The sequence below is a fragment of the Plesiocystis pacifica SIR-1 genome, from assembly GCF_000170895.1.
GTDB lineage: Bacteria > Myxococcota_A > Polyangia > Nannocystales > Nannocystaceae > Plesiocystis > Plesiocystis pacifica.
On the sequence record NZ_ABCS01000016.1, the window covers coordinates 21,149 to 34,166 of the forward strand.

At 71.8% G+C, this 13,018-nt stretch carries 12 protein-coding genes; 2 read left to right on the forward strand and 10 right to left on the reverse strand.

The window, feature by feature from the left end; all coding sequences use genetic code 11:
• Position 1 precedes the first annotated feature (1 nt).
• From PPSIR1_RS10455 to PPSIR1_RS10495, 10 genes are all read right to left on the reverse strand, one after another.
• Positions 2-1,240: a class I SAM-dependent rRNA methyltransferase gene (locus tag PPSIR1_RS10455; protein WP_006971010.1), complete on the reverse strand. Its 1,239-nt coding sequence runs from the start codon at positions 1,238-1,240 to the stop codon at positions 2-4.
• Between the two features lie 56 nt (positions 1,241-1,296).
• Positions 1,297-1,458 carry a hypothetical protein gene (locus PPSIR1_RS47660; protein WP_006971011.1) on the reverse strand — a complete coding sequence of 54 codons (162 nt, stop codon included), beginning with the start codon at positions 1,456-1,458 and terminating at the stop codon, positions 1,297-1,299.
• Between the two features lie 280 nt (positions 1,459-1,738).
• Positions 1,739-2,602, reverse strand: coding sequence for an SH3 domain-containing protein (locus PPSIR1_RS10460; RefSeq protein WP_006971012.1), 864 nt, complete (start codon positions 2,600-2,602; stop codon positions 1,739-1,741).
• A gap of 41 nt (positions 2,603-2,643) precedes the next feature.
• The gene (locus PPSIR1_RS10465; RefSeq protein WP_006971013.1) at positions 2,644-4,494 is read right to left on the reverse strand and encodes a BatD family protein; all 1,851 of its coding nucleotides are present in this window, start codon (positions 4,492-4,494) and stop codon (positions 2,644-2,646) included.
• Complete coding sequence (locus PPSIR1_RS47665; RefSeq protein ID WP_006971014.1) at positions 4,491-5,402, reverse strand: tetratricopeptide repeat protein; 912 nt, start codon at positions 5,400-5,402, stop codon at positions 4,491-4,493. The genes PPSIR1_RS10465 and PPSIR1_RS47665 overlap by 4 nt, the downstream gene beginning before the upstream one ends.
• Positions 5,399-6,664: a VWA domain-containing protein gene (locus tag PPSIR1_RS10475; RefSeq protein ID WP_006971015.1), complete on the reverse strand. Its 1,266-nt coding sequence runs from the start codon at positions 6,662-6,664 to the stop codon at positions 5,399-5,401. The genes PPSIR1_RS47665 and PPSIR1_RS10475 overlap by 4 nt, the downstream gene beginning before the upstream one ends.
• Positions 6,661-7,713: a VWA domain-containing protein gene (locus PPSIR1_RS10480; RefSeq protein ID WP_006971016.1), complete on the reverse strand. Its 1,053-nt coding sequence runs from the start codon at positions 7,711-7,713 to the stop codon at positions 6,661-6,663. The genes PPSIR1_RS10475 and PPSIR1_RS10480 overlap by 4 nt, the downstream gene beginning before the upstream one ends.
• Positions 7,710-9,014 (reverse strand): hypothetical protein, encoded by a 1,305-nt coding sequence (locus PPSIR1_RS10485; RefSeq protein ID WP_006971017.1) that lies wholly within the window; start codon positions 9,012-9,014, stop codon positions 7,710-7,712. The genes PPSIR1_RS10480 and PPSIR1_RS10485 overlap by 4 nt, the downstream gene beginning before the upstream one ends.
• A complete protein-coding gene (locus tag PPSIR1_RS10490) occupies positions 9,011-9,988 on the reverse strand; it encodes a DUF58 domain-containing protein (protein WP_006971018.1) in 978 nt (325 codons plus the stop codon). Before PPSIR1_RS10490 ends, PPSIR1_RS10485 begins: the two co-directional genes overlap by 4 nt.
• 15 nt (positions 9,989-10,003) lie before the next feature.
• Positions 10,004-11,008, reverse strand: a complete 1,005-nt coding sequence (locus tag PPSIR1_RS10495) for an AAA family ATPase (protein ID WP_045115777.1) — start codon at positions 11,006-11,008, stop codon at positions 10,004-10,006.
• Between the two features lie 261 nt (positions 11,009-11,269).
• On the opposite strand from PPSIR1_RS10495, the gene PPSIR1_RS10500 reads away from it, so the two are divergent.
• Positions 11,270-11,641, forward strand: a complete 372-nt coding sequence (locus PPSIR1_RS10500; RefSeq protein WP_006971020.1) for a hypothetical protein — start codon at positions 11,270-11,272, stop codon at positions 11,639-11,641.
• A gap of 52 nt (positions 11,642-11,693) precedes the next feature.
• Positions 11,694-12,797, forward strand: a complete 1,104-nt coding sequence (locus PPSIR1_RS10505; RefSeq protein ID WP_086001202.1) for a S1C family serine protease — start codon at positions 11,694-11,696, stop codon at positions 12,795-12,797.
• Positions 12,798-13,018: the final 221 nt, after the last annotated feature.

The following is a 13,018-nucleotide window of genomic DNA, read 5'->3' on the forward strand; positions in this document are numbered from 1 at the left end:
TTCATTCACGGCGCTGGTACACGGCCACGCGCAGGTACTCACCCTCGACGTGACACGGCCATACGGGGTGGTCGGGGCCCGGGCCCCACACGGCCACGCGGGAACACGGACGACCGCTGCGCTCGCCCGCCTCGAGCATGGCCCGATCGAGCTCGGCGACCCCGAGGTGGTGGCTGCACGAACACAGCGCGAGCACGCCACCGGGCTCCAGGCGGCGCAGCAAGGTCGCGCTGGTTCGCGCCATGGCCCCGGTCGCGCGGCCCAGATCGCGGCGGCTGCTGGCGATCTTGGGCGGGTCGAAGACGATCGCGGAGAAGGGTCCGGCGAGCTCGGGGGCGTCCAGAGAGCCGAACATGTCCGCGCGCACTGAACTCACGCGCCCGGGCTCCAGGCCGTTGGCGGCGGCGTTGCGGACGACGTAGTCGAGCACGGCCGCGCTCTGATCGACCGCGACGACGCGGCGCGTGCTCGCCCGCGCGGCCGCGATCGCGAAGCCGCCGACGTGGCAGCCCAGGTCGAGGATCGCTCCTGGCTCTGTTCCCAAGTGGGGCGCGGGGAGCCCCGCGACGAGGCTGGCGAAGGCGCGCCGGTTGTCCCGCTGGTCGTGATAGGCGCCCGTCTTTTGCGCAGGCGGGGCGGGGGCCGTGACGACCTGGCCGTGTTCCAGCCAGCGCAGCGCCTCGGGCGCGTCGCCGGGTCCGCCCGACGCGTCGAGCACTCGCTCGAAGGCCGGGAAGCCCTCGCGCTCCGCCGCCGACCGGGGGCCGAGCACGATGCAGCCGTCCAGGCCCTGTGCCGCTCCACCGAGGGCCGCGAGGATGGAGTCGATGCGCGCGGCCATGGGCGCGGTGGTCACTTGCAAGACACGCCAGGCGCCGAAGCGATCGACGACCAGGCCCGGCAGGCCGTCGCCCTCGCTGTTCACCTCGCGGTAGCCGGTGGTCTGCCCGTCCACGCCCAGGCCCAGCCGACGCCGAGCCAGCAGGGCCGCCTCGACGCGCGCCTCGAGCCAGCGCGGCTCGGGGGCTCGCTCGCCCCACTGGATCATTCGCAAGACGATGGCCGACTCGGGCGAGTAGAGGCCGTGGCCGAGGACCTTCCCGCGACGATCGACGAGGGCCGCGACGGCGCTCGGGTCGGGCGGCCCGAGCACGCGCCCCACCTGCTTGCGGCGGATCCACGGACCCGAGCGAGGGTCCAACTTCCCGGCGTCCTTGCGCAGCTCGAGGCGTACGGCCATCGCCGCATCCTTACCAACACGGCACGGCTACGAAAACTCTGGGGCCTGCTCGGCGCTCAGCCAGCGATGGCGGCCGCGGGCTTTTGCGAGCGGATGCGCAGGCGGTAGACGCTATTTTCGGTCTCGACGTAGAGCACCGCGTCGTCGGAGGTCGTCAGCACGCGACGCACCGAGGTGGTCACCATGCGTCGGCCGTTGGGGTCACGAAACAGGACCATCCCGCGTCCCACGACGGGCGTCGAGAGGAGGTACCCCTCATAGATCCGGCCGACGGTGGACGAGTGGGTAAACGCGTCCTTCGCTGTCCGAATCTTCGTGGCGATGACCGACAACACCGATGGGTAGAGTATCGCTGTGTGTGAAGGGGCGCCACGGCATTTTTGGACGCCCAGGCCGCACTTTGGACCCATCTCGGGCCGCTCCTGGGTGGCTCCAAATGTGATCCGATGTGGGATGCAGCGTGTTCGAAGTCGAGCCAAACGACGCTCAGCACACCGTTCAGCGAGAGCCCGCTGGAGGTGTTTCCGCGTCGGCCTCGGCGCGCACTGGAGTACGCACCCACGGCTGGTCCAAGCGCGCGACGGACTCGCGCCGCGTCCACCCCTCCAGACCGCTGGGGAGGCGCAGGCGCACCCAGCCCGAGCGCTCTTCGAGCACGCGCACCCGCGATCCGCCTTGCACCGCAAAGGCCAGCGGCAGGTGGGCGCCCGGCCGCTCGCGCAGCTGTGTGCCCGCTTCGAGGGTGATCGCCTCGGGCGTGCCGTGGACCGCGTCGTAGGCCAGGCCGTGGAGGATCCCGCCGAGGGCGGCGAGCACGGCGAAGGCGATGGAGGCCGCGCCCAAGGTGCGCGCTCGGGGCGTACTCGCGCCACCGTCCCTGCGCCGCAGCCACCAGCGCCCGCCCACGCCCAGGACCACGAGCCACGCGCTGACGAGCGCGACCCAAGCGACCGCCTGGCCGGCGAGGATCTCCACGACCAGGTTCCACCATCCCTCGCGCCAGGCGACCTGGCGGCCCTCGACCTCGGCCTCGACCTCGGCCTGGCGGCGCACCACGGACAGGTTGCGGCGGGCGAGCTTGGCGAGCTCGGAGCTGGGGCGGGCCTCGGGCTGGAGCGCGCGCTCGAAGTAGTAGGTCGCCGGCCCGAGCTCGCCGAGCTGGGCGTGGGCCGTGCCGAGATCGTAGTCGAGCTGGGCCGAGCGGCCGGGCAAGTACTCGGCGGCCTCGGTCCAGTGCTCGATCGCCGCCTCCCAGTCACCGGCCGCCGCGGCCTCGCTACCTGCGGCGTAGGCCTGGTCGAGGATGTCGGCCCGGGCGACGCCGTGGCTGGCCGCGAGCGTCAGCACGAGGCCCAGCGCCAACGCCTGGATTGGGCGGCGCGCGCGACCCCAGCTCACCCGACTCACTTTGGCCTCCAGCGCGCGTCGTCCACGATCGAGCGCGCGCGCTCGAGTTGCTGTTTGCGGTCCTCCACGCTCCCCGCCCCGGCGCCAAAGCGCGCCGCGTCGCAGGTGTCGAGGAGATCTCGCAGCTGGTCCACGGCCGCGTCCTCGACCCCCTGCTCACGCAGCAAGCTCACGAGCCGACCTCGGGTCAGGCCGACGCCCTCGGGCCCGGCGCGGTCGAGGGCCACGGCCTGGAGCAGCGCGCCCAAGCTGGCGTAGAAGCCCTCGCCCGAGTCGACGGCCGCGCTCAGCTCGGCCAGGCCGGCGCGCCGCTTGGCCTGCGTCGCGCGCCGGGCTCGACCCGCCTCGTCGGGACCCAGGCGCTGCGCCGCGCGGACGCCGAGCCAGGTCAGGCCGAGCACGCTCGGCGCCGCGAGCATGGCTCGGCGCCAGCGTCGGTGGTCGAGCCAGCGCTCCCGGAGCTCGCCGGTGTGCTCGAGGGTGTCGCTGGCCACGGGCCCGGCGAGGATCTCCTCGTCGCGTCCGCCGAGCTGCGAGCCCGCGTCGCCGCGCGGCTCGTCGCCGCCTTGCTTGGCCTCGGCGGGGCCCGGCTCGGGCGCGACGGCGTCGGGGTTCTCGGCCACCGTCAGGGTCAGGACCTCGCTCGTCGCCGTGCGGTAGGCCCCGGCCTCGGGGTCAAAGTAGGGCAGCTCGATGGCCGGGATGCGCAGCTCGCCCGCGCGCTCGGCGATGACCAGCATGGTGTAGTCGCGCTTGCCCGCCAGCCGCGGCCCGGCCGTGTCGAGGACCGGGCTCTCGGGCTTCGGGTCGTAGGTCCGCACGCCCTCGATGGTCGGCCACGCCGGCAGCTCGACGAGCGGGATGTTGCCCGCGCCCGCGACGGTCACCGTCACCCGCACGGCCTCGCCCTGGGCGATCTGCGTGCGGTCGACGGCCGCGCTGAGGGTGAACTGGCCGACGTTGTTGGCCGGGAAGTTTGGCGGCTGGCCCTCGGCGGGCAGCGGCTTGACGGTGATCGCCAGGCTGCGCCCGGTATAGACCCGCGGGCGCTGCTGCTTGCGCGAGCCAAAGAACAGCCCGACGGTGGGCTGCAGCTGGAGCTTGGGGCCGCCGATGGTCGCGGTCCCGGCCTTTTGCGGGAACAGGGCCCGGCGCGTGGTCAGGTGCACGCGATAGGGCACGTTGGCGATGAGCTGGCGCCGCGGTCGAGCCTTCTTGGGCGTGTCGAGGTCGTTGCTCCAAAAGTCCTTGAAGCTCGGCGCGCCGGCCATGGACAGGTTGCCGTTGACCCGCTCCCAGATCTGCAGCTGGTAGATGATCTGCTCGCCCACGTAGGCCTCGGCGCGGTCGACCACGGGCCACACGATGACCTCCTGCTCCGGGTCCTCGGGCACGTCGCTGGCCTTGCCCTGCTCGGGCTCGATCGCGGCGATGCCCACGACCTCGAGCTTGGGCTTGGCGATGGGGTGGAGGATCTCCCCGTCGACCTCGACGTCGATGTCGAGGGCGTAGGTCCCGGGGGTCAGGGCCGTGACCGCGTAGGTGTAAGTCCGGCTGGCCGTGCGCTGGCCCCCGCCGGGGCCGAAGGTGGACGAGATGCTCGTCGAGGTGCCTCGGGCCTCGACGGACAGGCCGTCGACGGCGACGAAGCGGGGCCGCGAGACGTCCCGGCCGTCGCTGGTCACGCGGACCTCGAGGTAGGCCAGGTCGCCCTGCTCGATCTTGGCGGTGTCGAAGCTGGCGACGATCTGCGTGCCGGCGGCCCTGGCCGTCCGCGACGCGCCGACGAGCATCAGGGCCGCGGCGCCGCCGAGGCCCTTGTGGACGAAGTCTCGGCGCGAGCTCACCAGTCCTCCTTCACCTCGCCGCGGGTCGGGCGGGGGCGGCCGAACATGAAGGGGTCGGCGCGGTCGAGCTCCTCGAGGGCCGCGTCGATGTCACCGGCCTGCACGGGCTGCGCTTGCTGCTCCTGCTCCTGCTCTTCCTCGCCAGGCTGCTGCTGCGGCTGGTCCTGTTGGTCCTGCTCGCCCTGGTCTTGCTGGTCCTGCTCCCCGTCTTGCTCGTCCTGCTCGCCCTGGTCTTGCTGGTCTTGCTGGTCCTGTTGGTCCTGCTCGCCCTGGTCTTGCTGGTCCTGCTCCCCGTCTTGCTCGTCCTGCTCCCCGTCCTCGCCCTGCTGATCTTCCTGGTCCTGATCCTGCTCCCCGTCTTGCTGGTCCTCGTTCTCCTGGTCCTGCTTCTCTTGCTCTTCATCGGCCTGGCGCTTGCGCTCCATGGCCAGCTCGAGGTTCCACTTGGCGTCCTCGTGGTCGGGCTGGATGCGCAGGCACTTTTTGTACTGCTCGATCGCCATGGCCCAGTCCTCCCCCTCCATGGCGAGGTTGCCGAGCTCGAACTGCGAGGAGGCCTGGACCTGCGGGTCCTTGGACTCGGTCCCGCGCAAGAAGGCCGCCTGGGCGCCCTCGAGGTCGCCGGAGGCGAACAGCACCAGGCCCCGGTCGTAGCGCAGCTCGGCCCGCTCGCCGCGGCGCTTCTCGGCGCGGTCCAGGGCCTCGAGGGCGTCGTCGTAGTTGCCGGCCTCGTAGGCGGCGATGGCCCGGTCGACGTCGGCGTCGGTGTTGGCCAGGGCCATGGGCAGCCAGCCGGGGTCGTCCTCGACCAGGCCCAGCTTCTCGAGGGCCCAGTCAGACAGCGAGCTGGCCAGGGGTGGGGCCAGCAGGGTCAGGGTCAGCGCGGCTGCACCGAGCTTGGAGCTCACGATCGCACCTCCGGGGTCTCCGCGGCCGAGGGTACACCGGCCTCGCCGGCCGGCGCTGCGGCCAAGCTCTCGGGCTGCCTGTGGGTCCGGCGGCGCAGGTGGGCCGTGCGCCGCGCCTGGGCCGGCGGGCGGCGACGATCCCCCAGGCCCAGGGCCAGGCTCAGCACGAGCACGGCGGGGATGGTGAAGAAGGCGAAGGCCTCCTCGCGGTGGATCTCGACGGCGGCCTCGCGCTGCGCCTTGGCCAGGCCCTCGACCTCCTCGCGGATCGCGTCGAGGCCGAAGCTCTCGGGCTTCACGCGCACGTACTTGCCGCGGGTCTGGTCCGCGAGGGTCTTCAGCGTGCCCTCGTCGAGGCGGGTCATCACCGGCTTGCCGTCGGCGTCGGTGGCGTAGCCCGCGGGCTGGCCGTCGGCGTCGTAGCGCATGATCGGCTCCCCGGAGTCCGAGCCGATGCCCACGGTGTAGATGCGGATGCCGAGCTGCTCGGCCCGGGCCGCGACCTCCTCGGGCCGGCCCACGGTGTCCTCGCCGTCGGTCAGCAAGACGATGACCTGGTCGGCCTCGGACAGCGCCGGCGCAGCCTCGGGAGCTCCAGACTCGTCCTCGCCCTCGCCCTCGACCTGGTCCGCGCGGGCCCCCGAGTCGTCGCGGCGCACGGCGACGAGCAGATCGATGGACTTGTCGAGGGCCTTGCCGATCGCCGTGCCCCCGGGGTTCTCCGTGCGCGGGTCGGCGTGCGCGAGGAAGAGCGAGAGCACGCCCATGTCCGAGGTCACCGGGAAGCTCCGCGCAGCGCCGGCGAAGATCACCACCCCGACGCGATCGCCCCGGCGCCCGGACTCGTCGATGAAGCGGGTCAGCTCGGCCTCGAGGCGCTCGCTCCGGCTCGGGTAGACGTCCTCGGCGAGCATCGACTTGCTGTAGTCGACGGCGAGCACGATATCGAGGCCGCGGGTCGGCAGCACCCGGGCGACGCCGCCGTACTGCAGCCGGAGCATGGCGACCCCGACCAGGCCCATGGTCACGAGCACCAGGGCCGCCCGGAGCACGCGCTTGCCCTGGTCCACGGTCGCCAGCAGGCGCTCGATCAGCGCCGGGTTGCCGAGGCTCTCGATGCCCTTGCGCCGGGCCTGGGCCCCCCACAGATAGGCGAGCACGGCCAGCGTCATGGTCAGCAGGGGCACCCAGACCAGGCCCTTGCGCGCGAACACCAGATCGCTGATGCCCTGCTCGGCCAGCAAGCTCAGCGCGCCGCTCATGGGAACCTCCGCAGTCGGGTGTTGCGCAGGGTGACGTCGAGCAAGAGCAGCAAGATCACCGGCCACAGCAGCCAATAGAACAGCTCGGCCCGGATCTGCTCGCCCTCGATGGACGACTTCTCGAGCTTGTCGAGCAGGTCCTGGAAGCTCGTCTCGAGGGTCTGCGTGTCCTCGGCCAGGTAGGCGTAGCCGTCGGTCGCGCCCGCGAGGCGCTCGAGCTGCCCGGCGTCGACGGAGCTGCGATCGCCGGTCTGCTGGCCCATGAGCACGGTGTAGATCACCACCCCGCGCTCGGCCGCGGTCTGGGCGACCGTGTCCGGGTCCATGCCGTCGGCGTTGTGCACCCCGTCGGTCAGCAGCACGATGATCTTGGTCGCGGCTTGCGACTCTTTGAGGCGGTTGAGGGACACGCCCAGGCCCGCGCCGATCGCCGTCTCCTGCCCGTCGACCACGCCCAGGCGCACCTGCACGATGAGGTTGCGGAGCACCGCGTGGTCGAGGGTCAAGGGCGCGATGGTCGAGGCGTGGGCGCCAAAGCCGACCAGCGCGATGCGGTCGTGGGGGCGCCGACGGATGAACTCGTCGATGACCTGCTTGGCCACGGTCAGCCGGTCCAGGCCCAGGCCCCGCCGGCCGTCCATGGGGTTGCTCATCGAGTCCGACAGATCGAGGGCGATGACGATGTCGATGCCCTCGTGCTCGACGCGCTCGGTCATGCGCGTGGACTGGGGCCGGGCGCAGGTCAGGACCAAGAGCAGGGCCGCCGCGAAGCGCAGGCCGTCGGGGAGCTCGGCGAGGTGCACCGCGAAGCCGCCGCCGACGCGCTCGAGGCTGCGCTTGCGAGAAAAGCGCATGGTCGCCGGGCGCGGGGCGGTGAACGAGCGGACGATCAGCGCCGCCAGGGGCACGACGCCCAGGAGCAGCCACAGCGGGTGGGCGAACACGACGTGGCGGACGTCCTCGCCGAGCGCCGCCAACAGCACGCCGAGGGCGACGGCGGCCGCGAGCACGCCGAAGCCGAACACGCGCAGGATCCAGCCGAGCTTCATGGGGTCTCCTCCGACTTCGCGTCGGGCGACTCGACGTCGGGCGACTTCGCGTCGGGCGCCTCGGGCTTGACCTCGGGCTCGGCCGGCAGCGGCGGCTCGGCCCGGGGCGGGATGTCCTCGATGACGACGCCGGTGCCGACCACGACCTCGCTCGCGCCTTCCGCCTCGGGGCTGGCAGGGCCCGCGACGGGGGTCGAGCGCTCGACCATGCCGCGCACCACCTCGAGGGCCTCGTGGGCCTCCTCGGCCGGCGGCGAGAGCCGGGCGAACTTGACCAGGTCGCAGTCCTGCAAGAAGTCGAGCACCACCCGGGGGTCGAGGGGGTCGAGAGGCACCCCGCCCTGGGCGAGGATGTCTTCGATCTCCTCGGTGGTCCGGTCGAGGGCCTCGAAGCCAAAGCGCGCCCCGAGGTAGCTCTTCGCAATGTCGGTCAGGCGCAGGTAGTACTCCTGGTACGCGCCCGCCTCGATCAGCCCGTCGCGCTCGGCCGCCAGGGTGTCGAGGGCCTCGCGGGCGACGACGTGGGGCGGGATCGGCGGGGGCAAGACCACCGGTCGCTCGCGCCGGGTCCAGCGCAGCCACAAAAGCGCCAGCAAGCCCGCGAGCACCACCCCCGCGAGCACGCCGTAGAGGATCGTCGCCAGCCGGATGTTGGGGTACTCGAGGGAGATCGGCGGGTCCTCGCCGAGGCGCTCGGGCTCGGCCTCGTTGGCCAGCAAGGCCTCGACCTCGAAGGCGTGGGCCGGGACCATGTGGGTGTGGACCTCGCCCTGGGGGTCGATCCAGGTGATCGGGAAGCTCGGCACCTCGAGCTCGCCGAGCTCGAAGACCTGCAAGGTCATGGTGAAGCGCTGGCGCAGGTCCTGGCCCGTGGGCTCGACCTCGCCGCTGGCCACGTCCACGCGCTCGAGGGGGCTCAGGTCGAGGCCGCTGGGCAGGTTCACCGAGTGGTCGGCCGGGAAGGCGACGATGATCTCGTAGGTGAGCAGGTCGCCGATGTGCGAGGGCTCGGGGGTCAGCCGGGTGGTGACCGTGAGCGGGGAGTCGGGGGCGGCCGTCGGCGCGGGGGCGGCCGCGACGGGGGGCGGCGCGTCGTCGAGCTCGGCGCCCGTCTCCGTCCCGAGCTCGGCGCCCGTCTCCGTCCCGAGCTCGGCGCCCGTCTCCGTTCCAGACTCCAGACCAGTCTCGGTGCCCGTATCCGTCTCGGCCGCGATCGCCTCGCCGGTCTCGCCCGTCTCCTCCGTCGGCGCCAGGGCGAGCAAGCCCGCGAGGGCGACCTGCAGCGTGATCCCGCCGGTCATCGCCGCATCCTCCGGGCCCGGCGCTCGAAGAACTGCACGAGCGGCTTTTGCCAGTTCTCCCCGCAGCGGATCGACATCGTCTCCAGCCGCAGCCGTCGCATGAGCTTGTCAAAGGCCTCGCGCTCGGCCGCGACGGCGTCCTTGTAGCGCGCCGCCCGGCGCCCGCCCAGATCGATGAGCCCCACGCCGCCGAGCTCGAGGAGCTCGAGGTCCTCCACGGCGATGAGGCCCAGGGCCGGCAGCTCGAGCTCGATGGGGTCCTCGACGCGCACGGGGATCACGTCGTTGCGCCGACGCACCAGCTTGAGGGCCTTCTCGAACGCGGCCGCCTGGCGCTGCTCTTGAGACGAAGCGCCGCCCAGGCCGACGTCGATGAAGTCGGAGATCAAGATGACCACGGCGTGCTTGCGGCGCAGCCGGGACATGGTCTGCAGGGCCACGCCGACGTCCGTGCGCCGGCTGCTGGGGCGGTGGGTGAGGATCTGCTGGACCACCGAGAGCACGTGCTTGCGCCCGCTCCGGGGCGGCACGAACACCTCGACGCGATCCGTGAAGCCGATCAGGCCCACGCGGTCGTTGTTGCGGATCGCCGAGAACGCGAAGGTCGCCGCGAGCCGGGCCACGAGGTTGCGCTTGCTCGCCACCGTCGAGCCCAGGTCCAAGCTCGCGCTCATGTCGACGAGCAGCATCACCGTCAGGTCGCGCTCTTCGGAGAAGAGCTTGACGTGGGGCTCGCCCGTGCGCGCGGTGACGTTCCAGTCGATGGTCCGCACGTCGTCGCCGGGCTCGTAGGCGCGGACCTCCGAGAAGGCCACGCCGCGGCCCTTGAACATCGACTGGTAGGAGCCGGACAGGTGCTGGTCGACCAGCCGCGAGGTCTGGATCTCGATGCGCCGGACCTCGCGCAGCAACTCCGTGGTCGCCGCGCGGTCCCTCGCCGCCTGGTTCTCAGCGTTGCCGTGCGTGGTGGCCATCGATCGCTCGGTCGTTCAGGGCACGTGCACGTGCTCGAGGATCACCCGGACGATCTCCTCGACGCTCTTGCCCTCGGCCTCCGCCTCGTAAGACAGGATCACGCGGTGGCGGAGCACGTCCGGGGCCACGGCCTTGACGTCCTCGGGGCTGACGTAGCCGCGCCGGCGCAAGAAGGCGTGGGCGCGGGCGGCCTGGAACAGGGCGATGGACGCCCGGGGCGAGGCGCCGAAGTCGATGAAGGGGGCCAGGCCCGGGAGCTGGGCGCTGGCCGGCTCGCGCGTGGCCCCGACCACCGACACGATGTACTCGCGCACGGGCTTTTCGAAGATGATCTCCTCGAGCACCTTGCGCACGTTGGCGATCTGCTCGGGCGTGATCACCTGGTTGACCTCGGGCAGCCGGGACTCGCCGGGCACCGCGATGCGGTCGATGATCGTCAGCTCCTCGTCCGCCGTGGGGTAGTCCACGCGGATCTTGAACATGAAGCGGTCGAGCTGGGCCTCGGGCAGGCTGTAGGTGCCCTCTTGCTCGATGGGGTTTTGCGTGGCCAGGACCAAAAAGGGCTTGGGCAGCGGGTAGGTCGTGTCGCCGATGGTCACGTGGCGCTCGGCCATGGCCTCGAGCAGGGCGCTCTGGACCTTGGCGGGCGCGCGGTTGATCTCGTCGGCGAGCAGCAGGTTGGTGAACACCGGGCCCTGCTTGTTGGTGAACTCACCTTGTTGGTGGTTGTAGATCACCGTGCCCAGCACGTCCGAGGGCAGCAGGTCCGGGGTGAACTGCACGCGCTTGAAGTCCAGCGTCATGCAGCGCGCGAGGGTGTTGACGGTCAGCGTCTTGGCCAGACCCGGGGCGCCCTCGAGCAGCACGTGGCCGCCACAGATCAGCCCCATGAACACGCGCTCCATCATCTCGCGCTGGCCGACCACGACCTTTTGAACCTCGGAGAAGAGCTGATCGACGAAGGCGCTCTCGCGCTCGACCAGCTCGTTTTTCATGCGGATATCGTATGCAGAGCTCATGGCTTCGGATGGCGTGCGCTGGCCCCGTCGGAGCGAGGCGCCCTGAACGCGTGCTCCGGTCGTGGACAGCGGAGCTCGCGTGGACGGGGCCGGGAGTATATTCCGGGCGCCGCCGAACCCAAGGGACCCGGTCCTATTCCCGGCAGCTTCGACCCCGAGCCAATTTTTTCCGCGCCGCCCCCGGACGCCCAATTCGGGGGAGCCACGCGTTTTCCGCGCGGGTCTGGACGGCGGGGGACACAGAGACTACAACGCGCAACCATGGCGATCCGCGATCCCGAGCGCTTCTTCGACAACCGGACGGTCCGGCGTCACATCAAGCGCGGCCACGTGTCCGAGGCCGACTACGACAGCTTCGTCCAGACCCTGCCCGACGCGTCCGAGAACATCAAGGACAAGGAAGAGGGCGGCGACGACGACGGCTACGAGGCCCGGGCCGCGAACCCCGAGGGGGCTGAGCAAGGCGCCGAGGGCCAGCCTGGCGCCGCCGCGCCGGCTCCCGGTCAGCCCGCCCAGCCTGGCGCCGCCGCGCCGGCTCCCGGTCAGCCCGCCGTCCCCGGTCAGCCCGGCGACCCCGATCAGCCCGGCGACCCCGGTCAGCCCGCCGGCGGCCCCGGTCAGCCCCTGGGCTGAGCGTCTGCCCTGGCTGCCCTCGTCGGCGGCCTTCTAGTAGTCTGACGTCTCGATGGTGGACGCGACCTCGCCCGGCCAGATCTGCTCGGCCCGCCCGGCCCTGACCGCTCTGGCGCTGGCGAGCGCGCTGTGCCTTGGCTGTCGCCCCGTCGAAGAGGGGCCCGCGAAGCTCCAGCCCGGGGTGAGCCCCCGCGACCCGCCCTCGCTGATCATCGATCGCAGCCCGCCGCGGGCCGCGGTCACGCTGCCCGACTTCGCAACCGTCGCGCGTGACGTCGGCCCCTCGGTGATCGGCGTGATCTCGACGATCGAGGCGGGGGGCGAGCGCCTGCGCGGGATCGGCTCGGGCATGGTGGTCTCGACCCAGGGCGAGATCCTGACCAACGAGCACGTGGTCTCCCGGGCCCGGGACATCAAGGTCCAGCTCCCCGACCGCACCCAGGTCCCGGCGACGATCCGCTACGCCGATCCCCTCCTCGACCTGGCCCTGCTCCAGCTCGAGCGCGAGGTCGACGGCCTCCAGCCCCTCGAGTTTCGGTCCATCGACCCCAGCCCAGGCGAGTGGATCATGGCCGTGGGCCAGCCCTTCGCCCTCGGCGACACGGTCACCGTCGGCGTGGTCTCGGGCCTGCGCCGCGATCACGCCGACCTCGGCAGCCCCCGCGACCTCGACCCCAACGGCATCTGGTCCTTCATCCAGACCGACGCGTCGATCAACATCGGCAACTCCGGCGGACCCCTCGTCGACGTCGAGGGCCGGGTCGTCGGCATCACCACCGCCGTGCGCCAGGACGGCCAGGGCCTCGCCTTCGCCATCCCCTCGCCCATGGCCCTGCGCTTCATCGACGAGGTCCGCACCCACGGCCGCATGCGCCACACCCGTTTGGGCATCGGAGCCGAGAACAGCCACGCCCACGCGGGCTACGCCTCGGCCGTGCGGGTGACCCGGGTCGACCGCGACGGCCCGGGCGACCGCGCGTCCTTGCAGGTCGACGACCTGATCCTCGCCGTCGACGGTGAGCCCATCGCGCGGGTGTCCGACGTCGCCTACCTCGCCCAGCTCGCGGGCGTGGGCGCGAAGCTCAACCTGACCATCGCCCGGGGCGAGGACCTGCGCACCCAGCAGGTCCTGCTGATCCCCGAAATTGCTGGGTAGCTCCCGGCTGAGCCAACCCGCCAAACCCCAAGTCGTCAGATCGGACTCTCTTAGCCCTCGCGGACGACGCCACGCCCTCCCTGCCCCCACGTCCGCGACTCAGCGACTCAGCGACTATCCACGAATCCACGCCCACGCGAGCGGGGACGACCACACGCCCTCTCAATGGCACGAACTCCATTGCCCGCCAAGCCAAAGCGGAGGAGCGGACAGCGACGAAG

Coding starts and splice junctions, on each gene's coding strand:
- PPSIR1_RS10455 (WP_006971010.1), bottom strand. CDS start 1,240: ATGGCCGTACGCCTCGAGCTGCGCAAGGACGCCGGGAAGTTGGACCCT.
- PPSIR1_RS47660 (WP_006971011.1), bottom strand. CDS start 1,458: ATGGTCCTGTTTCGTGACCCCAACGGCCGACGCATGGTGACCACCTCG.
- PPSIR1_RS10475 (WP_006971015.1), bottom strand. CDS start 6,664: ATGAGCGGCGCGCTGAGCTTGCTGGCCGAGCAGGGCATCAGCGATCTG.
- PPSIR1_RS10480 (WP_006971016.1), bottom strand. CDS start 7,713: ATGAAGCTCGGCTGGATCCTGCGCGTGTTCGGCTTCGGCGTGCTCGCG.
- PPSIR1_RS10485 (WP_006971017.1), bottom strand. CDS start 9,014: ATGACCGGCGGGATCACGCTGCAGGTCGCCCTCGCGGGCTTGCTCGCC.
- PPSIR1_RS10490 (WP_006971018.1), bottom strand. CDS start 9,988: ATGGCCACCACGCACGGCAACGCTGAGAACCAGGCGGCGAGGGACCGC.
- PPSIR1_RS10495 (WP_045115777.1), bottom strand. CDS start 11,008: ATGAGCTCTGCATACGATATCCGCATGAAAAACGAGCTGGTCGAGCGC.
- PPSIR1_RS10500 (WP_006971020.1), top strand. CDS start 11,270: ATGGCGATCCGCGATCCCGAGCGCTTCTTCGACAACCGGACGGTCCGG.
- PPSIR1_RS10505 (WP_086001202.1), top strand. CDS start 11,694: ATGGTGGACGCGACCTCGCCCGGCCAGATCTGCTCGGCCCGCCCGGCC.